The following is a 21994-nucleotide window of genomic DNA, read 5'->3' on the forward strand; positions in this document are numbered from 1 at the left end:
AAATCCGATTCCTATGATTTTAACGCTTCGATCTCCGAAATTTCTTTGGGAATGGATTCTGTTAAATTGATTGGTTCTTTACCATGAATGAGGATGTCATCTTCGATGCGAATTCCAATCCCTCGATATTCTTTTGGGATAGAATCATCTGTTGGATCAAAATAAAGACCAGGTTCCACAGTCACCACCTGCCCATCTTTTAAAGGTCTAGACTTTCCATCTAAATAATACCGTCCTACATCGTGAACGTCCATCCCAAGATAATGTCCTGTTCTATGCATATAAAACTTTTTATAGGTTTCTTTTTCCAAAATCTCGTCGAGACTTCCTTTTAAAAATCCCATCTCACGTAAACAATCAGCAAGGAACCTAACAGTTTTTTCATGTACTTCGTTAAAAGGAACCCCAACAACCGAATGTCGGATGGCATTTTTTTGGGCATACAATACCACCTCATAAATCGTTTTTTGGGGTTCTGTGAAACGTTTTCCAACTGGAAATACTCGAGTTACATCGGCAGTATAATATTTCCACTCGGCTCCAGAATCCACGAGCACTAGTTCACCATCCAACAGTTGATCGTCGTTATTTACATAATGTAATATACAAGCATTTTTACCCGATGCGACGATATGCCCATACCCTCCACCTATTGATCCATATTTCAAATACTCTTGTTCAAGCAAAGCTTCCAATTCATATTCGTACATTCCAGGTTTACTTTCTCGCATGATTCGCATATGACCAAACTTTGTGATCTCAGCTGCATTCTTTAGGATTTGAATTTCATCCTTTGACTTAATTAATCTTTCTTCATGTAAAAAATAAGGGTGTTCGATGCGGTGAGGGCCAAACTTCCCTTCTCTTGCTCTCTCAGATAAAGTTTTGCATTCTGTAAGGAGTTCACGGTCTCTATCTGGATTTTCTCCAAAAAAGTAATATAATGTATGATTTCCGATTAAAATTGCAGATTTTTGTTTGTCCCAATCAGTTAAATCATAAGTAAAATCTAAACCTAACATCGATTTAATTTTTTCTTTACCTAACCGAATGCCAGTCCAAATTTCTTTTTCTTTGTCTTTGGGTAAACAAAACATCCCAACTGTATCGGATGTGAGGATAAAAATTGCGTCCTCTTCGGTGATACCTGTTAGGTAATAAAAATCAGAATTTTGTCTAAATTTATATTCTACGTCCCGATTTCGAATCTTATGATTGGCAGCAAATAGGAGGAGGATTTCTCCCTTACTCAGTTTCTTTTGGATTTTTTGAATCCGCTTTCGAAAGATTTCAGAATCATATTCTTTCGTTTTTAAAGTAGGTTGTTTCATGATTTTATAACTTCCTCAAGTGATTCAAAAATGCGAACTGGATTTTGATCCAACATACAACGAAAATGGCCTTCTGGACAAACCCTTCCCCCGTGGATTCCACAAGGACGGCATCCAAGTCCATTTACTTCCAAGATCCTATGTTTATCCGATAAACTGCTATATCCAAATGCAGGGATTGTTGCACCATAGACCATCACAGTAGGCGTATTGAATGCGGAGGCAAAATGAATGGGGCTTGAGTCATTGGAAATTAGAGCCTTTGCATTTTGGATCCAAACCATAAGTTCTTTTAAACTTGTTTGTCCTACAAGAGATAACAATCGTTCCCTCTCTTTTAATTCAAGTGGTTCTGTTTTCATCAGCCGAAAGATATGGTTTTGAATCGAGGTGTCTGCTTTACTTCCAATGAGGATCACAGTTTCTTCGCGTTTTCGTAAAATTTGTGTGATAACACTTACAAACTTTTCTTCAGGCATTCGTTTGGTTTCCCATAACGAAGAGGGAGCAATCAAAATGTAACCGAATTCATTTTTAAGCAGTTTTGCCTTTTTCGTTTCGAAACTAGATTCCTCTTCTTTGGTTGGAAATAAATATGGCCTTCTTTCACGACCTGTTGGAAAATCATAGGGTTCAAATAGTAAGGCAAATAGTTTTTCGACTTCATGAGGCCCTTGTTTTGGCCTCGGAACTAATTTCGTATGGAGGAAGGAAAACCCAGATTCTTTGTAACCAATGCGAATTTTTGCCCGAGTGAAAAAAGATATCAAACTGGTCCTATAGGAAAAATGGGGAGCATATACCTTATCAAATTTTTCCATTTTCAACTTTTTAATAAAATGGAAAAAAGCAAAGGGATTTTTTTTAATTCTCTTTTTATCCAAACACCAAACCTTTGTTATGTCTGGATTATTGTCTAATACAGATTCTGTTCCGAGGTTCACAACCACGTGGACTTCACTTTCTTTGTGCTCCATTTTGACTGCATGAAAAAAGGAAGTTGAAAGTACCAAATCCCCCAGGAATGCAGTTTGGATGATGAGTATTTTTTCTGGCATCAGACTCTTTCTAATATCGAAACAAAGTTGTTTGTAGCTAGTCCACCTATACTTTGCGCTATTGCCAATCGCTTTTCAGGCCATTCAGAAAAGAAGCGACAAAGTTCCACGATTTGGGCAAGGCCAGAAGCTCCTACGGGATGGCCCCTCGATTTGAGGCCCCCGGAGGCATTGATGGGTAGTTTCCCTTTTGGATGGGTGAGACCGGCCTTCACTTGGAAAAGGGCCTCCCCTCGTTTGAAAAAACCAGCATCTTCGGCTCCTACTAACTCAAATGGTGTGAAAGCATCATGTAATTCCGCAAAATGGATGTCTCTTGGTCCGACCCCAGCCTCCTCGTACGCTTTGGAAAATGCAATGCGATTGGCCAAAAAACTTGGTTCTGCCGACGCGAGGAATGGAGCTAAACCCGATCCCATTCCACGCACAGCCACAGCACTAGGGTCCTTGGAAAGGATAAGAGCACAAGACCCATCCGAAAGTGGTGAAATGTCATAGAGACCTAGAGGACTTGCGATTTTCGGTTGGGATTTGTATTCCTCAAACGATAGATTTTTTTTAATATGTGCGTTTGGATTTTCCAGTCCATTGTCATGGAGTTTTTTGGCGATGGCAAATAAGTCTTCCGCCTTATATCCATAATCATAGAGATACCGATTCGTGATCATAGCACCACCTTGTGCCATAGACATTCCTAATTTTCTTTGTGAATCCGAAAGAACAGAACCTAACAACAAATTGCTTTCTTCACGATTCAGTTGAGACATGAGTTCAGTCGCAATCACAAGTCCATGCTCAAACCTTCCACTGAGAATCAAATTCACTCCCAATTGAAACGCGGATGCCCCTGAGGATGATGCAGTTTCCATACGTATGGAATACACATCTTTTAATCCTAATTTTGCTGCTATCTTTGCGGAGAGATGGTATTCCTTTGTATAAGAATCTGGAGAAAAACTTGCATAGATGATGAATTGAATTTTGTGAGATTGAAACTCATGTACAGATTGTTTTGCGGTCGCAAAGGACAAGTCAAGTTGAGAACCTTTGTGTTTACCGAATACACTCATGGAAGGATTGTGAATGTAAACTTTCTTCATTCGAATATAGTTTCCGCTTGCCTATTCTATGAAAACCAATTATCTTTCCATTTGAACCGAGATTTTTAAGGATACCCATATGAAGGGAAAAAAAGAAGTAATCGACATCCTAGCAGAAGTTCTTTCCGCAGAACTCACAGCCATCAATCAGTATTTCATTCATGCCAAACTCTGTAAAAACTGGGGTTATCTGGAACTAGCAGACTATCTCAGAAAAGAGTCCATTGAAGAGATGAAACATGCGGATGAAATTATGGAACGTATCTTGTATTTTGATGGAATTCCAGACTTACAAAAATACATGAAAATTAATGTAGGGCAAACCGTTCCTGAAATGCTCCAACACGATTTACAATTAGAATACAATGCTGTAGAACGATTGAACCGAGGCATTGATGTTTGTGTCGCAGCAAAAGACAATGGAACTCGTGAATTATTGGAGAAAATCCTTGTTTCGGAAGAAGAACACATCGATTGGATTGAAACACAGCAATCTCTCATCGAGTCCATTGGTTTACAAAACTACCTGGCACAAAAATTAGGAGATTCGGAATAAAACCAACTCATCCCACCTATCATGCCATATGCGGAGAAGGACTTTCTCCGCTCTTGGAAAAAGAGATCGAATCCTTTCATCTAAAAATTAACAACACAAACCGTGGTGGTGTTTTTTTCTCAGGGAAAAAAGAGGATGTGATCCAATTTGCCATCCATACCAAATTTGCTTCTCGTGTGAATTTACAACTTTTACATGATAACGCACTCAATTATGATGAATTTTATACCAAAGCAACAGACTTACCTTGGGAAAGATACATTGGCCCCAATGTAAGTTTTCGTATCGATGCAGAAACAAAAGACAAATTAAAAAATTCTGAATTTACCATGCACCGAATGAAGGATGCAATTCTTGATCGTTTGCGAAGCAAAAAAGTCCCTCTTCCTGAAATCGAAAAACGGATGGCTGACATTACAATTGTAGTAAGATCTCATACCGATCGATTCAGTATTGAACTATCGTTATCTGGTGATGCAGTAGGAAGACGAGGTTACAGACTTCATGCAGGAAGTGCACCTGTTCGAGAACCGATAGCACAGGCCATGTTAGAAATGTCTGATTGGAAGGAAGGGGAAACCCTTGTAGATCCAATGTGTGGATCTGGAACCGTTCTCATTGAGGCAGCGCTAAGAGAACGGTTGTATGGCGAAATCAACCGTTTCCTTTTTGCAGAATCACCAGTGTTTCAAATTTTATTTCCGACTTATGTTTTTTCAGAGCGTAAAAAAGAAAATCCAACAACACCACATTTATTCGGTTTTGATATTGATCCAGAAGCGATTCGTATCGCCAAAGAAAATGCTTATGAAGCAGGTGTAGAAGATTTTATCAAATTTGAAGTCGGAAATTGTTTGGAATTAAAAAATTCTTTTGGTTCCAAAGGACATCTTGTGACAAACCCTCCTTATGGAGAGCGTATAGGCAAACCAATCGACGATTTACGAGAAATGTACTTCCAATTTGGTCGAATTTTGAAAAACGAATTTGGAGGATGGAAATTTACAGTTTTATGTGCTGATTTTTCTCTACTGGGAAAATTTGGTTTAAAAGAAAACAAACACATTAGCCTAAAACATGCCAATCTCAAAGCAAAAATTGTGGATTACGAACTTAAGAGCAGGTAAATGAAATCAAAGGACATTTTAAGTCGTGTATTTGAAATTACAAGAGACCAAAGGGATGGCCTCCTCTTTTTAAAAGAATTCCAATCCCTTTCCCCCGAATCCTTTGCCATTCTTTATGCTGATTCTGAAACGATTTTTGAAAGTTCAGAAGCTTTATTTTCTGATTTAAAACTCCTCTACCAATTGGATTTATTTCCTTTTGTTGTATTAGAAGAAGATAGTTTTCAATATTTAAAAGTTTTTTTTCCTCTCGAACAATTAAACCCAAATCATTCGGACGATAGATCCTTAGGTTTTTCTTATGAAATCATTGCAAGAGATAAACCATTAAAGGAAACAGTAAAATCAACCATTGCAAAGAAAAAAATTCCTATTTTGTTATGGAATGATGAAACTGAAAAATTGGAATCAGTACTTGATCGTTGTCGTTCGATTCTCAATTCTACTAAGGTAATTTATGTTTCGATTGATGGTCCTTTAAAAGATCCAAATTCTGGTAAGGTAAAATCCATTTTGCAAATGGAACATCAGTTTTCCATTCCCAATGACATTACCATTACGGAAAGCCAAAAGGAATTCGTACAACTCTCCGAAGCTCTAGTATCTAAAATTGAAGACCCAAAATTTAGCATTGTTCTCACTTCCCCATTCACTCTACTAACCGAGTTATTCACTGTTAAGGGAAGTGGTACCCTAGTAAAACGAAAGAATCGAATTCATAAGTTTACATCCTCTGAAGGTGTAGATATGGTAAAACTATTTCGGTTGATAGAAGAATCATTTGGTAAAAAATTAAAACAAAATTTTTTCGAAACTAAGTTTGATGTTTTATTTTTAGAAGAATCATACCGTGCTTGTGCATGGATACAAAAAACAGAATTCGGGTATCTACTTTCAAAATTTGCTGTCAATGGTGTCGCTCGAGGGGCTGGAGTGGGACGGGATATCTGGGACCAAATTTTGGAACATTGTAATCCGCTTTTTTGGCGAAGTAAACCCGACAATACCATCAATAAATGGTATATGTCCATTGCCCAAGGAATCGAAAAAGACCCATTTTGGTATTATTACTGGTTAGGTGTGGACCGCTCCCAGATTCCAGGAATTGTTTCTCTTTTACAATCACAACCTGAAGATTTTGAATCGCCAAAACCGTGAACAATACTGCTAAAAACCTATTAATCTATGATGGGAACTGTGGTTTCTGCACTGGTTTGGCACAATCCTTAAAAAAAAATTCAGTAAAGCCGATTGAAATCCTTTCTTTCCATACACTTTCTGAATTGGATTTAAAAAAAATTCATAACCAACTGACAATAGAAATATGCAAAGGTGAAGTACAGTGGATCCAAAATGGAAACCGTTACCCTGGATTTTTTGGAGTACGTGTTTTACTTTGGAATATAAAATTTTTCCGTTATTTTGTATGGATCCTTTATTTGCCACTCGTTCCTTTTTTGGGAATGTTTGCACTATATGTATTAAAAAAAATTAGGATACGGCTTTCTTAAGTTTTGTTTCATCCAACCGAGAAAGTCCCAAATAAAAATCCTTTCTCGCCTCCAATGCCAAACGATTTCCTTCTATCACCTGGTCTTTAGAATCTTCTGTATGTGCTACTTCTTCGATCAATTCAAACATTCGTTTGCTATGACCCTCATCCGCATCCAAATTCACTTGGAAAAATTTCCCTTCTGGTAAATTGTATTCCAATTTTAATTTTTGGTAAGCATCTGCAATTTGAGAATATTCTAATTTTAATAAGTATTCGTTGGCAGGACCGAGGGCTCCAAGTCCATAATAAAATCCTAAGTCGATCACAGATTTCATTTTTTCCAAATAGGTTTTCGTTTCTGGAAGGATCTCGTGGGTAGAAAAATCAAATTTGAGTTGGTTTAAAAAATCAGTGAGAATGGATACATGGGTGTCTTCTATCTTTCCTTCTCCTAACTCTTCCCAAATATTTTCAACTAAGACAATTTTAGCTTTCTGGTCGCGAGTTTTAGCTGCCACTAGTAAAAACCAATCCACAAATCCAATGGATACAAAGTATTCTTGGCTAAGCCATAAAACTAAGTCTGAAAATGTTAGGGTTTCTTTTCGTTCCAAAAGCCATTTGGACCTTAAAACAGAATGGGTCTCTACTTCCGATTTTAATTGTCTGATAAAATGATTCATAATTGGTCCTTTCCATATTGGAAACGTTTGTGTTTTGTATATTCCTCGAACCCTAGTTCCAAACAAGTTTGTAACAATTCAGAATATGATTTCCCGGTTTTTTCCCATAACATTGGCAAGGTGGAATATATTGGTGAAAAACCCGGCGTTGCATTCACCTCCAGGAGGTATGGAATGCCTTTTTCTAGTTTATAATCGATTCGAATGTACCCAGAAATACGTAGGTGTTTTGCAATCGCAATCGACATGGTTTCTAATGATTCTTTTAAGGATTGGCTAACTCCAAAATCCAAAGATTCTAAAAATTCCGACTTGGACTTAATCCCTTCGTGGTAAAACCCATTCGGTGTATCCACATAAGCAATGGGTAAAACTTGGTAAGATCCATAATTTCCAATTACAGCGACAGTCAATTCCCTACCGCTAAGGTAAGGTTCGGCTAAAATCTCGGGATACTCCAACAATCGATATGGGACTTGAACATTCCATTCTTCCATAGAATTGATGAGATTCTTTTCCGAAATTCCAAGACTGGAACCTTCCCCATTGGGTTTAATGAATACGGGAAATACAAGGTCTGGTTTTGCATCCATTTCCCGTATCAATTGGGAATCTGTTGTGGGGATTCCAAATGATTGTAAAAATAATTTTGTTTTTAGTTTATCCAAAGTAAGTGTTTGGACAGATGCATCACTGCCAGTATGAGGGATTGCTAAATATTCGCATAACGCTGGTATGTATGCCTCTCTCGAGGACGAAAGATAACCTTCAATTAAATTCCATACAATCCAATCACCTCGATTTGCTTTCGGAATTCCACTTAATGCCGAAGTGATTTCTGTCGCATCACTTAGAGTCACAACGTCATAACCCAATGCTTCAATGGTATTTGCCATTACCTGGATTGTTTCTTCAGACTCCCACTCTTGGGAAAGTTTCGGAGTTTTGGGATTGTGTATATCACAAGCAAGGAGAACCGTTTTCATTGATTTTGGAATTTCTCCCATTCGGAATCCGAAATGATTGGATAATAGGATTCTCGATTGGAACCAACGGGTTCAAATGAGAAATGGATTCTTTTTGTAACAGCAGACCTGAAAGCATGTTGCCTTGTTTTTGGATGATAACCCAAATACCAATTGGCACCTATAGTGATTTTGCCACCACCACCCGGAAGGTCATTTACAAAATGAGGAATCCCCATTCCGCCAATCTTACCACGCATGTATTCCACAATTTCTATCCCACGTGCAAGTGGTGTTCGAAAACCCCTGGAACCTGGGATGAGTTCTGGGTCATATAGATAGTACGCTCGCACTCGCATTTCGAGTAATTTTTTATGAAGGTCAAGCATGATCTCTTCATCATCATTGATACCTTTTAATAAAACGGCTTGGTTCCCAACAGAAACACCCACTCTTAATAATCTTAAAATAGCATCTTTAGCTTCCTTTGTACATTCTCTCGGATGATTGAATTGGGTATTACAGAATATGGATAAATTGTCATCGTTGAAACGTTCGATCACTTTACATATCTCATTTGTTATGCGAAATGGGAGGGTAACAGGATTTCTTGTTCCCAATCGACAGATTTTTACATTTGGAATTTCGTTTAATTCTTTTAGAATCCATTCCAGGCGTGAGTCAGCCAAATTCAATGGATCTCCCCCGCTAACCACAACATCGTCTACTTCCGGATGTTTGCGAATGTAATCAAAGGCATTTTCCAAATCTGCCTTCTCCATCCTTTCATCACTGGATGATACCTTTCTCCCTCGCATACAATGACGACAGTATACACTACAGGAATGGTTTGAAAAAAGTAAAACTCGATTCGGGTACATATGAGTGAGCCCACGAACAGGGCTTAGTCGCTCCTCTTCCAGTGGATCAGGGCTTTCCTCTTCGGAAAAGATAGATTCATCTGATGTCGGAACAATCATCCTTCGGATCGGACAATTAGGATCACTTGGATCCGAAAGAGATAGGTAATAGGGTGTAGTGGAAACAAGCAATCGAATCGTGTTTTGGATTCCCAGTATCTCTGATTCAGTCAGCAAAAAATAGCGAGCCAACTCTTCCCCTTTCACGCGGTTTTGCAACTGCGATGTGGGATCGGTCCAATTTGTCTTGGAAAACAATTCTTCTCTGGCACGAAGAACTTCTGATAAACTGTTTTGCACGAGCATAAGATTTTATTCCTTACTTGCCAACAGACCACCAAATTCTTTTCTGGTGGTAATGCAAGAAAACCGCTTGGGGGAAATCCGCATGGTCGCCTTCGATGTCGACGGGACCTTATTTTCCTCAGAATCCATAATCTTTAAGACGTATGTGCAGGCAATCGAAGAGTTTGCCCAGAAAACAGGAAAAATCACGTCCTTACCATCACACGATCAGATTATGAATGAAATTGGAAAACCAGTGCGTACCATTTTTGCAAACCTTCTCCCTACCTTACCGGAACCAGAGAGGGACACCATTTCGTCACGGGTTTTGGATTTACTATGTGATGCAATTCGCAGTGGAGGTGGTGATTTTTATGCTGGGGTTGGTTCCACCATCCATTACCTCAAGGAGAAAGGATACACCATCACCTGTGCATCCAATGGTAGGAAACCTTACATTGAAACCGTACTCGATACAGCCGGTGTGTTACAATACTTCGAACCAATCGTTGTGATCAACCAAGAGACCATCCACACAAAAGGAGAAATCCTCGCGGAGTATGTAAGAAAGTACAATTTAGAACCCAATTCCATTGCCATGATTGGGGACAGATTCAGTGATTGGGAAGCTGCAAGGCAAAATGGATGCCCCTTTGGATTTTGTACCTATGGCCATGGTGTGCCAGGAGAAATTCCTAACTTTGATTGGAAATTTGAAGATTTAACATCCTTAAAAGATTTTTTTTAAATTTAAAAAACCTAGCTTTTCCGACAGTACTAATGTGGCGGTACTTCCCCAAATCCAAGAGGACAAATGGAAATCATTACGGTATTTCCTAGGTGGGATTTTCTTTGTACTTGTCCTCATTGAAAAATCAATGGGTTTTGACCCAAAGGCTGCTGGAAATATATTTCCCAAACAAGGATTTCGAAACCTAGGAAAACAAACTTCCATTCCAAAATTTGCAGAGCCGACGGACCCCTTCCAAACCGATGGCTTTGAAGATGATTTAAATTGGGAAGAAGAAGTTTTCAATCATACCTACCCCCCTAGTTCTACTAAAACGCAGTCAAAAAAAATCGTAGATGATACGATTCCAGAGATTACTCTTCCCGAAGATCGATTTCCAGGTGCTGGGAAACGGATCACGGCAGAGCCAGGATACCTTCCTGTTTACTTTCTAAAATTTTATGGGACTGGGAAGAATAGCCAATCCCAACTCGTGAAACTCACACGTGAATTCCCTGGTGGAGACCCGATTCTCTTTTTATTCCAAGAATTGACAAAAGGTCCTAATACCGATGAAAAAACCAAAGGGGTACTCTCTGCACTGACAAAAAAAGTACGGTTAGAGCCAAACTACCGTTTGGAAAATGGAGTGTTGCACCTTTCGGTATCCGAAGACCTCAATTATGGTGGGAGCATCGAAATCCTAAAGGATCGTTTGGACCAAATCACCTTTACCTATGTGGGAAATTTTGGAATCCAAGGAGTTGTACTATATAGCAATGGAGAAAGGATTCGTTCTCTCGGAAGTGATGGATTGTCTTTACCGGATGTTCTCGCCAAGTCCCAAAGAAAAGTGATCCTCTTTTAAACTCACGAAATGGTTTACTTCCAAAGGGCCTATGTTAGTCTAAATCCTGGTTTCCAAGATGCGTAGGTATACTTTCAAACGATATGGATTTGTTTTACGTAAATTATTTTTACGGTCCTACCATCCAAGTTTTATCACCAATAATTTAGACGATATTGCCTCTTCCTTACAAATTTTTAGCGTGATGACTGCTGTCACATCCATCATTTCCTTACTCTTTGTGGATTCGCTTGTTAGGACAAAGGAAGCTGGTTTTTGGATCGCTTTTTTCCGTATCTCATCCCTTGCCATATGTTTTATGGTGTATTTACTTGCGAAACGAGGGATCAAACGTTATCAAAAAAATATTCTAAACATCACCAGTTTGGTTTTAGTAGGACTTGTCACTTTGTACATTCCTATGATGGTTTTTGACAATCCAAACCATGCATATTACCTTTTTGGTTCAGCCATTGTGATTGCGGGTGCTTCCATCTTACTTTGGTTAGAACCCATTCGAATCTGTATTTTGTCTTTGATTTATATCTCTGTCTTTATCCCTCTTCATTTAAATTTTTCTAGAATCCAAGGGTTTGATCGCTACTTTTTTTACCAAGATGTGCTCATGGTAACCTTTTTATTGGCATTCGGAATCGTTGCAAATTTTCTGATCAATTATTGGCGATTCGAGGAATACCGAGTCAAAGAAAAACTTCACATAACAGTGGGTAAGTTACTTCGCATCAACCAAAAAATAGAAGATCTGTCCCGTGTGGATTCAATGACAGAACTTTTCAACCGAAGGCATCTCTTAGAACAATTTGATCTGTATAAAAAAAGGGCACATAGAGAAGGCTTTTTAATTGGACTTGTTATTTTGGATTTGGACCGTTTGAAAACAATTAATGACCGTTATGGGCACAAACAAGGTGACCTTGCCATCCAAGCCTTTGCCAAAACGTTAAAATCAAGGACAAGGATTACCGACATTGCGGCAAGGATTGGTGGAGATGAATTTTGTTTGCTTGTTTCTCCAATCGATAAACTGGGCTTTCAAACACTAACGGAATCCATTCGGGAAAAAATGGAGGAATTGCAAATCCCCATTTATAAGGCACCAAACGAATCCCTCACTCTGACCGTTTCGATTGGAGGAACTCTCTTCCATCCAGAAGACGATCCAAGTTTTGATGAACTCTACCATAAAATCGACACGGCACTCTACACCTCGAAACACGAAGGTAGGAACCGAATCACATTACTCGAAATGTAAAAAAAATGATCGACGGATTCTTAGTTTGCATTTCTCCTTGTAAATGAGACTGATTCTCAGTTTATGTCCATAACGGATAAGGTGTAAAACTTATGAGATGGGGAAAACTCCCCCATCTTTTTTTTCCCACGAACTAAAATAGCTTGGGTTGTTTTTCGATGGCCTCATTCAGAGCGGAGTGAGAAACATCGAAAAAGGTTTTTTCCGTTGTTCCGTTCAATCCAAAAAACGGCATGAGTGGTATCGTCAAAATCCCGATCCAAGTATTGAAGTGAACTTGCCGAACCAAAGTGGTTTGTGTTTTACTCTTTTCATTTGCAAATTGAAACGTAATCGTACTATCTTGCACTACATCCATCGGAAGTGCAGTTAGGGTAAGATACGAAATTCCTGTGAGGATCATACCCAAAGTACTGGAATAGAAACTCACTTGGGATTCCAAATTGATATCAAGTTTTAGATCATATTTTGCTTGTGGATCGGTCACAACAGACAAAACGTTTGGATGGCTTTGCAAGGCACGAACAAACCTTTCTTCTGATTGCTTTCGATTCGATTCATCAGCTACTTTTCGTTCCCTGTCACCTACAGTGGCTGCTTGGCTATAGGTGAGGAAAATAATCTTTTTTTCTACATTTGTTTTTTCTGGGAGTTTGGTTTCTGGTAAGTTGTACTTGGCAAAACTGATGCACTGGGAAAAAACAAAAAACACCGAAAGGGTAACTAAATTCAACTGTTTCATAAGGACAAATTTTCCGTTCGTTTTACTAATTTGTCTACTGATATCGAAACATTGAATTTAGAAAAAAGGTAACTTTAAGCCATTTCGAGATTGGAATCTACTTCTTCGTAATTGAGGTTACGCCTAACAGGACGAAAACCACCTTCCATAAGAAATTTTCTCGCTTCTTTTTCCGTTTTCAATCCAAACGAACGGAGCACATTTTCTTCAATCACGACGGAGGAAATATCATCGGCTCCTGAATACAGAGCCAGTTGACCAACCCCTTTTCCAAGTACCATCACGGACGTTTCAATGTGTTTGATATTATCTAAAAAAATACGGCAGATTCCAAGAACTTTTAAGTATTCATGTGTTGGGACGGGCCTCACTTTGAAACGTTTGGTTTGCGGTTGGAAGGTCCAAGGGATAAAGGATAAAAATCCACCAGTTCGGTCTTGTAAGTCCCGAACCACTTGTAAGTGTTCGATCACTTCTTCCTCTGTTTCTTCTGATCCAAACACAATATTGGCAGATCCTTTGAGTCCCACCTCATGGCAGGTTTCCATGGCACGAACCCATTCTGCAACCGATGCTTTTTTGGGAGAGATGATTTGGCGCATCCTTTCCGTTAGAATTTCCGCACCAGCACCAGGGACTGAATCAAGCCCTGCTTCTTTGAGAATCAGTAACACTTCACGGAGGGGTTTTCCGGTGATGGTTTCCAAATTGATCACTTCCACTGGAGAAAAGGCTCGGATGTGCATCCTTGGGTATTTAGCCTTTATCGTTTTGATGACATCCAGATAGTAGTCGAAGGGAAGTTCTGGGTACACCCCACCTTGCAAAAACATTTGGTCTGCCCCTTCTTCCATGGCATAGTCCATCTTTTGTAAGATGTCTTCTTTTGAGAGCACATACCCCTTTCCATTCCCTATCTCATCCATAAAGGAACAAAAATTACACTCTACATTGCAGTAGTTCGTGTAATTCACCACCCGAAACATGGTATAACTTGCTTCCGTATGAGGCCTCACCTTTTCCCGTAAATACCGGGCCACCATCTGGATTTTTAGAAAATCACCTTCTTTGTAGAGAATGAGGGCTTCACTTGGAGAGATCCGTTTGCCTTCCACAGCTTTGAGTAGGACGACATCGGCAGGGTCATTTTGGTTCAGGGAAAAGGAGGTTACGTTCATATCTCTACCTACTTGGACAGGAAATCTTCTGACATATCCCTGTAAAAACCGAATTTTCCTGGACATTGATTTTTCTATAGAAATCCTAGGAAATACCAAACACCTTAAGGGCATAAATATAAATGGATATCGGAAGAATTCTCTTTCACCTATTATTCACAGCTTTTTTCGTCGTGGCAAACGTAGTGTTTGTCCGCGCTATCCTTTACAGGCTCGGATTGATCTTCAATGGTCGTCCTGCATTTTTTAATGAAGATGCAAAAAAGAACCTGAACATCGGATTCCGTTTAAAAAGTTTTTTTATAAACGTAATCTTACAAAAGAAAAACTTCCGTGAACCAGTTCGTGGGATCATGCACGCTTTTGTTTTTTATGGATTTATCGTGTATACAATCCATACAACAAGCCAAATGATCGCCAGTGTCTTTGGTTATGCCATGGAAGACCCTTACCAATTTGCATTGCCAAATTTTTTATTCGGCGAATCAGCAAACCATCTCTACGAACAAACTGTAAACTATGTTTCCATTTTAGTATTAACTGGTCTCGGTTTTTTTGCTTGGAGACGTTGGATCAAAAAAGCAAAAGGGTTAGATGTTCATTCACCTGCTTCTGCCATTGTCATCAGTATGATTGCAACCCTGATGGTTACAACCTTACTCGGAAATGGTGCGAAAACTGTTGCAGCCACTTATTACACTCATGCAGGTTTCATCGACGGAGCCATTGGAAAACTTTGGGAATCTGTGGGAGTGGCAAACTCTACAGCAGATATCGTTTTTCAAATCATGTGGTGGGGCCATATCATCACTGTATTTTCGTTCATGTTATATGTTCCGACATCCAAACATGCTCACTTAATCTTTGCTCCATTTAACTACTTCCTTGCCACAGACACTCCGAAAGGGCAACTCTCCAAACTCAATTTGGATGATGAAAATGCAGTTTGGGGATCGAATCGTGTGGAAGATTTCCCTTGGCCAAATTTACTCGATGGTATGTCTTGCATTGAATGTGGTCGTTGCCAAGTAGAATGCCCAGCAAACAGAACTGGTAAAGTTTTAAATCCAAAGGCCATCATTGTAGAACTCAAACACCAAATGTTAGAGAAGATGCCAGAAGTGGCGGCGGCTCGTGCTGGCAAAACGCCTGAAGAAGCAGCTGAAGCAGTAGCGGCTCTTGAAACTGGTGTCATCAACTCTCATGAAGGCCTAAGTGAAGAAGCCCTTTGGGGATGTACGACTTGTTATGCGTGTGTGGAAGCATGCCCTGTTGGAAACAACCAAGTAAACGCCATCATTGAAATGCGCCGTCATTTAGTTCTTGCTGAGTCTAAAATGAGTCCAGAACTCCAAAAAGCTTTCACCAATATGGAAAACAATTCGAATCCATGGGGTGTTGGTGCGCACACTCGTGCAGACTGGGCGGAAGGTTTGAACGTAAAAGTTCTCTCAGAAGCAGAAGACAAAAACGTAGACGTACTCTATTGGGTAGGTTGCGCAGGTGCTTTTGATGAAAGGAACAAAAAGATCTCACGTGATTTCGTGAAAATCATGCAAAAAGCAGATGTAAACTTTGGGATTCTTGGAACTGAAGAAGGATGTTCGGGAGATTCTGCAAGACGTGGAGGTAATGAATACCTCTACCAAACACTCGCACAAACCAACGTAGACACGATCAACGGTTACGGAATCAAAAAAATCGTAACTGCTTGCCCTCACTGCTACAACACCATCAAAAACGAATACCCACAATTTGGTGGTAACTTCGAAGTCATCCACCACTCCGAGTACATCAACCAACTTTCGAAAGAAGGTAAAATTGATGTGAAAGTGGCTGATGACGCAAACACTGGAAAGTATACATACCACGACTCTTGTTACATCGGTCGATATAACAATAATTACGATAACCCTCGTGATGTTGTAAAAAAAGTATCTGGTGGTAAAATTGAAGAAGCCGTTGACCACCATTCCAAAGGACTTTGTTGTGGTGCGGGTGGTGCACAGTACTGGATGGAAGAACATGTTGATGAATCCAATCCAGAAAGTATGCGCGTCAATAGCAAACGTACAGGTCAACTCCTTGATACTGGTGCCACTACCATTGCAACTGCTTGTCCATTCTGTATCACGATGATCACAGATGGTGTCAAAGCTGCGGAAAAAATTGATTCTGTAAAAGTAAAAGATATCGCGGAACTTGTAGCCGAAAACATCGACTAACAAAACGCAAGTTTTGAGGAAATTATGAAAATTCAAAATCTCCTCAAAACTTGTTCTCGGTTTCTAAATATGAGGTGGAAGGTTCCTTCCACCTTTTTTGTTTTTGATAGAAAATACTTTTTTTATTTTAAACCTTGTATTCTTCTGATTTTATTAATCCAACTAACAGCCGTATACGCTGATTCCAAAAAAAACATCCAACCCCCCGAAGGCGATGGGATCACCATCATTGTCGAAAAAGGACAAACCTTAAGCATCATATCGAAAACTTATTTGGATGATCCTCGGAAATGGAAGGAACTTCTTAAATCCAACCAAATTGATAACCCAAACCTCATCATTCCCGGTATGAAATTATGGATTCCCAAAAGTTTGGGAAAAAAACCACTCGCAGACTTACAACGATTTACTGGCGTTACTGAAGTTTTAAAAATTTCCCAAAAACAAAACGATTGGGCAAAAGCGACAAACGGGGAAGGACTTTATGCGAAAGATGAAGTGAGAACATTAAAGGATTCTGAAGCACAGTTTCTTTTCCTTTCAGGTTCCCGTTTTGAAATCACTGAAAATAGCCATGTCATTATGGAGCGTGGCAAAACAGATACCGAACCGGATGAATTATTTTTAAGGAAAGGGAGAATTCGTTCCCTCATTCCCAAAACAAAATCACCAAACCAAAAGATGTTTTTACTCAAAACAGAATCAGCTGAGTCCGTGGTCAAAGGTACTGACTTTCTGACAGAAGTGGATGGAAGTGGGAATACAACTCTGAGTTGTTATGACGGCGCTGTTTCTGTCACAGCGGAGAAAGTCACAGTGCAAGTAAACGCTGGTTTTGCTACCTATTTGGAAAAAGGAAAAGCCCCTTTGCAACCCTTTCCTGTTCCAAACCCTCCCATTCCTGAAAACAAATGAATGTTAGGTCCCATAAACTCATTATTTTTATTTTTTTGATCCTAGCCATCGGGATTTCCCAGCCTTTGTTTTCCAAACAAATCCAATTTTCATTAGTCCCTGACCGAAACGACATCATCCAATATGAATTGGAACTTTGGAAAACGGAGAACCTAGAACAAGAGATTCCGTTTCGCGTTTTGTCAAACCCTGGACCAATCAATTTATACATCCCTGATGGTTATGAATACTTTCGGATACGAGCAGTGGCAAAACGAAAGGTGAGAGGGTATTGGACTGAGTTGTATGCAGTCGATACCTTTGGAAAAAAACCGAAACCCAAGGAAACAGCCATCGCGAAGGTCCCGGTGAAAACAGATGTCCTAGTTCCCATCCAAACAAAAGATGGAACATCTGAATTATTTTTAACTTCCAAACAAATCACGATCGTTCCCGTAACAATTACAAAACATTTTAAAGTACGTTACCGAGTGAATGGTAGCAATTGGCAAACCACTCACTCTCCCCAATTGGATTTTCCAAAGGATGGAAATTACCGCCTAGAATATAAAGTCACAAATGAATTGGGAGTTTCAGATGGAATGCAAATTTGGGAATTTCAAGTGGACCAAACTCCACCAGAATCAAAACTTTTTTTCCAGTCCCCTCCTTTTACAACTCAAAAAGCCAGTTTTATATCTCCAAAGAATCGATTGATCATCCAATCCAAAGATTTAGGTTCCGGTATTGGTTCCATCCGGTTTCGCTACCGTTGTGATGGCGGAAGTTTATCTGAGTATTTGATTTGGAATGAGGAAATCTACCAGGACATTGATTCCATTTGCCCTGGAGATTTTCAATTGCAAGTGAGTGCCATTGACCGTTTGGGTAACGAAGAAATTCCCAAAACAATTGATTTCAAAAGAAAATCGAAAGGCCCGTAAGATGGCTTCGTATTTGAAGAAATTCCAATATTTACTTTCTAATTTTCTTTTCGTTGTAAGATCCAAATCATTTTTAAAATTATTTTTCTCCCTCTTTTTATTTCTGATCTTACCTTATAGTTTGATTGTAGGGAGGATGATTTATAGAGAGTATAGAGATGCATTGGATTGGAATCAGAGATTCCAATTGGTCCGAATCCAATTACTTGCCATTGACATTGAAAACCAAATACGAGAAACATTGGAAACCGAAGTTCCCAATGGAAAGCAAACCTCTATTTACCTACATAACATTTCGGATCTCCAAAGTTTCTGCCCCAACTTCTCACCTCAAAATGATCATCCACTTCCATTCCAAATCCTCCAATGCAATCAGGATGAAAATCTTAGATCTTATTTTTTAGTCTCAGAAGGCAATCGATTTCGATTGCACCCTAGTTCGTTTCTGGAAGACGCCCTCCTACTTTCCTCGTTCAGTGATCCGAACGAAGGATTATTTTTACTCAACCAAGCCGGTGATTATGGAATCTCTGGATTTATCGAAGACCAATTCCTTGTATCCGAAGAATGGAAAGAGAAAGCTAAACCTTCCTTACAAAGGAATTCCAATGTTCCAACTTTAAAACAAGTAGAAAAGCAGGGTTTAGATTATTTTCTTGTGGGCATTCCCCTTTATGGTTTACCAGTCCATCTTTTTGTTGTGAGTCCCATTCATTTGGTACTCCAACCAATCCTTGATTCACTACAAGCAAACCTCACTACCCTTGTTTTATTATTAATGTTTACTTTTTTCATTTCGATTCTGATCTCTATAAGAGAAATTGAATCAAAACAAAAATTAACTCTTATTTTAAATGAATTCCCCCACGCCGCCATTTTATATGATTCCACAGGAGAAGTAATTTTAGAGAATCCCAAAATTGAACCAAAACTTAGCCTAACAGACGTATATTTATACCAAGAACCATTAAAAACATGGCTTAAAAAAGAAGTGATTTTATTTCTAAAAGAAATCAAGGGACAAACGAATTCGGATCACAAGTTGAATCCAACTGGACAAAATGTAAAAAAAGATGAATTTGAAGTATTTACTGAAAATGGAGAAGTTCTATTATTAGAAATCATTTACCAAATTTGGTACTTTGAAACAAAAAATAAATATGCAAGTGGTGCTTTACTTTTAGTTCAAAATGTAACAAAAAAACGTTTAGAATTTGAAAGGGAAATGGATTACGCCAAGGACCTACAAAAAAAATACTTACCAAATCAAAACCAATTATTCCCAAGATTTGATTATGAAATTTTATACCGTCCTCTGATCCAAGTTGGAGGTGATTATTATGATTATATCGACTTAGGAAACAATCGAACCATTTTTGCAATTGGAGACGTCATAGGACATGGGGTGAAAGCTGCGATGATGATGACGGTATTAAAAGTGCTTTTTCATCAAATCACACGAACGGAAACAAGTCCCGAAATGATATTACTGAAAATGAATGAAGGGATTACACGTCATTTCCCTGACCCTTATGCCTTTGTTCCTTTTCTATTTTTACTTTTTGATTTGAATCAAAATTATGTTTATTATGGAAATGCGGGCCACCCTGGTATGGTCCATTTCACAAAAACTGGACCAAATTGTTATGAAAAATTAAATCCTATGTTTGGCATGTTACCGAAATTTGAACCGAAGGTTTTACAATTTCCCATCCAAACAGGAGATCGTTTTCATTTATTTACAGATGGATTAAAAGACGTAGAGAATTCGAAAAAAGAAAAAATTTGGGAAACTGAACTTATGACTTTTTTTGAACAAATGAAGGACAATCATATTTCCCTAGTCAAACAAGAGTTAGATTTCAAAATTCGTTCCTTTTCAGAAGGAAAAGATTTACTCGATGACATCACTTGGATAGGCATCGATATCATCTAATCATTCCTCAAGCGGAGGATTGTCTAACAACTCGATCCCTTCATTATTTTTATGAAAATAATTCATATCCCATTCGGTATCAAATAATAAAGCCATGTTTCCAAATAAATCTTCCACCAAATTTGCATTTGATGGGATCTTTGTCCGATCTTCCTTTTTCACCCAACGAGAAATTCCGTAAGGCAAAATATGGATAGAGGTTTCGGCGCCATATTCATCTTTTAAACGGCGTTGGAAAACTTCAAATTGAAGTTTACCCATGGCTCCAATGATGGGAACACCTCCACCTATAGTTCGTGAGGTAAAGAGGTGTAAAATCCCTTCTTCCGCCAATTGGTCCAATCCTTTCTTAAAGGATTTTAATTGCAGGGTGTCTTTACACGAGATCGTTGCAAATAATTCAGGGGCAAAACTAGGAAGTGGACGAAGTGGTGGAGTGTTTCCTGTCGAAAGCACATCTCCAATTTTGAAAGTTCCAGGATTTACGAGTCCAATGATATCCCCAGGAAATGCTAAATCTACCGTGTTTCTGTCCTGTCCAAAAAAGGCAAAACTAGAGGACAACTTAACTGGTTTGTCCAATCGGTTATGATTTACGTTTAATCCTCTTTCAAAAACTCCTGAACAAATTCTTAAAAATGCAATCCTATCTCTATGCGCCTTATTCATGTTTGCTTGCACTTTAAAAACAAATGCACTGAAAGGGGCATTCACTGGATCTAAATAATTCCCATCCCGAAGTGGTATATGATCAGGACCAGGTGCAAGTTCTAAAAATTTATTTAAAAAAAGTTCGATCCCAAAATTATTTACCGCCGAACCAAAGTAAACTGGTGTTTCTTTTCCTAATAAAAAAGAATTTTTGTCTACCCCACCAATTCCATTTTGCACCAAATCAATCTGTTCTCGGAATGCCTTTACAATTTCTTCATCAAATTGTTCGTCGAGACTTGTGTCACTAGGACCTGCTACCCGAAACCCAGCTTTTTGTTTTCCACCTGGTGTGCGGTCAAACAAATACAATTGTTCGTCTCGCAAATCGTACACCCCTTTGAAATCAAAACCAGTGCCGAGAGGCCAAACGTCAGGAACAGCTTTGATGCCCAATACCTTTTCGATTTCATCAAGAAGAGCATACAGGTCCTTTGTGGGCCTATCCATTTTATTGATAAAGGTAATGATGGGAATACCGCGGTCACGACAAACCCGAAACAATTTGATGGTTTGCGGCTCCACCCCTTTACCAGCATCCAAAACCATTACCGCTGTATCTGCAGCCATGAGAGTCCGGTAGGTATCTTCGGAAAAGTCTTCGTGACCAGGAGTGTCGAGTAAATTGAGTATGTTATTTTTGTATTCGAACTGTAAAGCAGCGGAAGTGATGGAAATTCCCCTTTCTTTTTCCATCGCCATCCAGTCTGAAGTCGCTGATTTACCCTCTTTCTTCGCTTTTACTGCCCCCGCTAGTTGGATGGCACCCCCATACAATAGGAGTTTTTCGGTAAGCGTTGTTTTACCTGCATCGGGATGGGCGATGATCGCAAAGGTTTTCCGGCGATTGACTTCTTTTTCTATGGTATCAGGGGACATAATGACAATTCCATCTTAGCCAAATTGGCGAATCTGTCGAGAATAAAGAAGGTCAAGTTTCCCCGAACCAAAAGGAAGGGGTTGACTTGTGGATTATGTCCCATTAAATTGGGGG

At 39.1% G+C, this 21994-nt stretch carries 20 protein-coding genes; 11 read left to right on the forward strand and 9 right to left on the reverse strand.

Features of this window, described 5'->3' with window-relative positions; genetic code table 11:
• Nucleotides 1-11: 11 nt before the first annotated feature.
• The 3 genes from LEP1GSC202_RS12130 to LEP1GSC202_RS12140 are packed head-to-tail and all read right to left on the reverse strand — an operon-like array spanning nt 12 to nt 3489.
• Nucleotides 12-1331 (reverse strand): aminopeptidase P N-terminal domain-containing protein, encoded by a 1320-nt coding sequence (locus tag LEP1GSC202_RS12130; RefSeq protein WP_015678302.1) that lies wholly within the window; start codon nt 1329-1331, stop codon nt 12-14.
• Nucleotides 1328-2389: a lipopolysaccharide heptosyltransferase II gene (gene waaF, locus LEP1GSC202_RS12135; protein ID WP_015677964.1), complete on the reverse strand. Its 1062-nt coding sequence runs from the start codon at nt 2387-2389 to the stop codon at nt 1328-1330. Before waaF ends, LEP1GSC202_RS12130 begins: the two co-directional genes overlap by 4 nt.
• Complete coding sequence (locus tag LEP1GSC202_RS12140; protein ID WP_039928973.1) at nt 2389-3489, reverse strand: thiolase family protein; 1101 nt, start codon at nt 3487-3489, stop codon at nt 2389-2391. Before LEP1GSC202_RS12140 ends, waaF begins: the two co-directional genes overlap by 1 nt.
• Nucleotides 3490-3568: 79 nt before the next feature.
• Here LEP1GSC202_RS12140 and bfr point away from each other — a divergent pair, with 79 nt between their 5' ends.
• From bfr to LEP1GSC202_RS12160, 4 genes are read left to right on the forward strand one after another with little or no spacing between them, the layout of a single operon-like run.
• Nucleotides 3569-4045: a bacterioferritin gene (bfr, locus tag LEP1GSC202_RS12145; RefSeq protein WP_015678408.1), complete on the forward strand. Its 477-nt coding sequence runs from the start codon at nt 3569-3571 to the stop codon at nt 4043-4045.
• A gap of 26 nt (nt 4046-4071) precedes the next feature.
• Complete coding sequence (locus LEP1GSC202_RS12150; protein WP_425256024.1) at nt 4072-5172, forward strand: THUMP domain-containing class I SAM-dependent RNA methyltransferase; 1101 nt, start codon at nt 4072-4074, stop codon at nt 5170-5172.
• A complete protein-coding gene (locus LEP1GSC202_RS12155) occupies nt 5173-6330 on the forward strand; it encodes a hypothetical protein (RefSeq protein WP_015677988.1) in 1158 nt (385 codons plus the stop codon). It abuts the gene before it with no gap.
• On the forward strand, nt 6327-6683 hold the full coding sequence (locus tag LEP1GSC202_RS12160) for a DCC1-like thiol-disulfide oxidoreductase family protein (protein ID WP_039928974.1): 357 nt from the start codon (nt 6327-6329) through the stop codon (nt 6681-6683). The genes LEP1GSC202_RS12155 and LEP1GSC202_RS12160 overlap by 4 nt, the downstream gene beginning before the upstream one ends.
• Here LEP1GSC202_RS12160 and LEP1GSC202_RS12165 read toward each other — a convergent pair.
• The 3 genes from LEP1GSC202_RS12165 to LEP1GSC202_RS12175 are packed head-to-tail and all read right to left on the reverse strand — an operon-like array spanning nt 6664 to nt 9541.
• Complete coding sequence (locus LEP1GSC202_RS12165; protein WP_015678261.1) at nt 6664-7350, reverse strand: iron-containing redox enzyme family protein; 687 nt, start codon at nt 7348-7350, stop codon at nt 6664-6666. The two genes, LEP1GSC202_RS12160 and LEP1GSC202_RS12165, sit on opposite strands and share 20 nt — an antisense overlap.
• A complete protein-coding gene (locus LEP1GSC202_RS12170; protein ID WP_015677994.1) occupies nt 7347-8336 on the reverse strand; it encodes a D-alanine--D-alanine ligase family protein in 990 nt (329 codons plus the stop codon). The genes LEP1GSC202_RS12165 and LEP1GSC202_RS12170 overlap by 4 nt, the downstream gene beginning before the upstream one ends.
• Nucleotides 8333-9541 (reverse strand): KamA family radical SAM protein, encoded by a 1209-nt coding sequence (locus tag LEP1GSC202_RS12175; protein ID WP_015678266.1) that lies wholly within the window; start codon nt 9539-9541, stop codon nt 8333-8335. The genes LEP1GSC202_RS12170 and LEP1GSC202_RS12175 overlap by 4 nt, the downstream gene beginning before the upstream one ends.
• Before the next feature lie 82 nt (nt 9542-9623).
• Here LEP1GSC202_RS12175 and LEP1GSC202_RS12180 point away from each other — a divergent pair, with 82 nt between their 5' ends.
• The 3 genes from LEP1GSC202_RS12180 to LEP1GSC202_RS12190 are packed head-to-tail and all read left to right on the forward strand — an operon-like array spanning nt 9624 to nt 12370.
• Entirely contained in the window at nt 9624-10268 is a 645-nt protein-coding gene (locus LEP1GSC202_RS12180; RefSeq protein ID WP_015678150.1) for an HAD family hydrolase, read from the forward strand.
• A gap of 34 nt (nt 10269-10302) precedes the next feature.
• Entirely contained in the window at nt 10303-11118 is an 816-nt protein-coding gene (locus LEP1GSC202_RS12185; protein WP_015678027.1) for a GerMN domain-containing protein, read from the forward strand.
• A 58-nt stretch (nt 11119-11176) separates the two neighbouring features.
• The gene (locus LEP1GSC202_RS12190; RefSeq protein ID WP_015678338.1) at nt 11177-12370 is read left to right on the forward strand and encodes a GGDEF domain-containing protein; all 1194 of its coding nucleotides are present in this window, start codon (nt 11177-11179) and stop codon (nt 12368-12370) included.
• Nucleotides 12371-12503: 133 nt separating this feature from the next.
• Here LEP1GSC202_RS12190 and LEP1GSC202_RS12195 read toward each other — a convergent pair whose 3' ends face one another.
• Together LEP1GSC202_RS12195 and mqnC are read right to left on the reverse strand one after the other, a co-directional pair.
• The gene (locus LEP1GSC202_RS12195; RefSeq protein ID WP_015678216.1) at nt 12504-13112 is read right to left on the reverse strand and encodes a hypothetical protein; all 609 of its coding nucleotides are present in this window, start codon (nt 13110-13112) and stop codon (nt 12504-12506) included.
• Nucleotides 13113-13186: 74 nt separating this feature from the next.
• Nucleotides 13187-14290 (reverse strand): cyclic dehypoxanthinyl futalosine synthase, encoded by a 1104-nt coding sequence (gene mqnC, locus LEP1GSC202_RS12200; RefSeq protein WP_015678113.1) that lies wholly within the window; start codon nt 14288-14290, stop codon nt 13187-13189.
• Nucleotides 14291-14412: 122 nt separating this feature from the next.
• On the opposite strand from mqnC, the gene LEP1GSC202_RS12205 reads away from it, so the two are divergent.
• The 4 genes from LEP1GSC202_RS12205 to LEP1GSC202_RS12220 are packed head-to-tail and all read left to right on the forward strand — an operon-like array spanning nt 14413 to nt 20289.
• On the forward strand, nt 14413-16515 hold the full coding sequence (locus LEP1GSC202_RS12205; RefSeq protein ID WP_039928976.1) for a (Fe-S)-binding protein: 2103 nt from the start codon (nt 14413-14415) through the stop codon (nt 16513-16515).
• A gap of 24 nt (nt 16516-16539) precedes the next feature.
• The gene (locus tag LEP1GSC202_RS12210; protein WP_015678056.1) at nt 16540-17430 is read left to right on the forward strand and encodes a FecR family protein; all 891 of its coding nucleotides are present in this window, start codon (nt 16540-16542) and stop codon (nt 17428-17430) included.
• Nucleotides 17427-18353 carry an LBF_2017 N-terminal domain-containing protein gene (locus LEP1GSC202_RS12215; RefSeq protein ID WP_015678406.1) on the forward strand — a complete coding sequence of 309 codons (927 nt, stop codon included), beginning with the start codon at nt 17427-17429 and terminating at the stop codon, nt 18351-18353. Before LEP1GSC202_RS12210 ends, LEP1GSC202_RS12215 begins: the two co-directional genes overlap by 4 nt.
• 1 nt (nt 18354) lies before the next feature.
• Nucleotides 18355-20289 carry a PP2C family protein-serine/threonine phosphatase gene (locus tag LEP1GSC202_RS12220; protein WP_015678404.1) on the forward strand — a complete coding sequence of 645 codons (1935 nt, stop codon included), beginning with the start codon at nt 18355-18357 and terminating at the stop codon, nt 20287-20289.
• On the opposite strand, the gene LEP1GSC202_RS12225 is transcribed toward LEP1GSC202_RS12220, so the two are convergent.
• Nucleotides 20290-21879 carry a peptide chain release factor 3 gene (locus tag LEP1GSC202_RS12225; protein ID WP_015678257.1) on the reverse strand — a complete coding sequence of 530 codons (1590 nt, stop codon included), beginning with the start codon at nt 21877-21879 and terminating at the stop codon, nt 20290-20292.
• Nucleotides 21880-21994 lie beyond the last annotated feature (115 nt).

It is taken from the genome of Leptospira yanagawae serovar Saopaulo str. Sao Paulo = ATCC 700523 (assembly GCF_000332475.2).
GTDB lineage: Bacteria > Spirochaetota > Leptospiria > Leptospirales > Leptospiraceae > Leptospira_A > Leptospira_A yanagawae.

What these genes read in the sequence shown, in the direction of transcription:
- LEP1GSC202_RS12130 (WP_015678302.1), bottom strand. Translation starts at nt 1,331, where the DNA reads ATGAAACAACCTACTTTAAAAACGAAAGAATATGATTCTGAAATCTTT.
- waaF (WP_015677964.1), bottom strand. Translation starts at nt 2,389, where the DNA reads ATGCCAGAAAAAATACTCATCATCCAAACTGCATTCCTGGGGGATTTG.
- LEP1GSC202_RS12140 (WP_039928973.1), bottom strand. Translation starts at nt 3,489, where the DNA reads ATGAAGAAAGTTTACATTCACAATCCTTCCATGAGTGTATTCGGTAAA.
- bfr (WP_015678408.1), top strand. Translation starts at nt 3,569, where the DNA reads ATGAAGGGAAAAAAAGAAGTAATCGACATCCTAGCAGAAGTTCTTTCC.
- LEP1GSC202_RS12155 (WP_015677988.1), top strand. Translation starts at nt 5,173, where the DNA reads ATGAAATCAAAGGACATTTTAAGTCGTGTATTTGAAATTACAAGAGAC.
- LEP1GSC202_RS12165 (WP_015678261.1), bottom strand. Translation starts at nt 7,350, where the DNA reads ATGAATCATTTTATCAGACAATTAAAATCGGAAGTAGAGACCCATTCT.
- LEP1GSC202_RS12170 (WP_015677994.1), bottom strand. Translation starts at nt 8,336, where the DNA reads ATGAAAACGGTTCTCCTTGCTTGTGATATACACAATCCCAAAACTCCG.
- LEP1GSC202_RS12175 (WP_015678266.1), bottom strand. Translation starts at nt 9,541, where the DNA reads ATGCTCGTGCAAAACAGTTTATCAGAAGTTCTTCGTGCCAGAGAAGAA.
- LEP1GSC202_RS12180 (WP_015678150.1), top strand. Translation starts at nt 9,624, where the DNA reads ATGGTCGCCTTCGATGTCGACGGGACCTTATTTTCCTCAGAATCCATA.
- LEP1GSC202_RS12190 (WP_015678338.1), top strand. Translation starts at nt 11,177, where the DNA reads ATGCGTAGGTATACTTTCAAACGATATGGATTTGTTTTACGTAAATTA.
- LEP1GSC202_RS12195 (WP_015678216.1), bottom strand. Translation starts at nt 13,112, where the DNA reads ATGAAACAGTTGAATTTAGTTACCCTTTCGGTGTTTTTTGTTTTTTCC.
- mqnC (WP_015678113.1), bottom strand. Translation starts at nt 14,290, where the DNA reads ATGAACGTAACCTCCTTTTCCCTGAACCAAAATGACCCTGCCGATGTC.
- LEP1GSC202_RS12205 (WP_039928976.1), top strand. Translation starts at nt 14,413, where the DNA reads ATGGATATCGGAAGAATTCTCTTTCACCTATTATTCACAGCTTTTTTC.
- LEP1GSC202_RS12210 (WP_015678056.1), top strand. Translation starts at nt 16,540, where the DNA reads ATGAAAATTCAAAATCTCCTCAAAACTTGTTCTCGGTTTCTAAATATG.
- LEP1GSC202_RS12215 (WP_015678406.1), top strand. Translation starts at nt 17,427, where the DNA reads ATGAATGTTAGGTCCCATAAACTCATTATTTTTATTTTTTTGATCCTA.
- LEP1GSC202_RS12220 (WP_015678404.1), top strand. Translation starts at nt 18,355, where the DNA reads ATGGCTTCGTATTTGAAGAAATTCCAATATTTACTTTCTAATTTTCTT.
- LEP1GSC202_RS12225 (WP_015678257.1), bottom strand. Translation starts at nt 21,879, where the DNA reads ATGTCCCCTGATACCATAGAAAAAGAAGTCAATCGCCGGAAAACCTTT.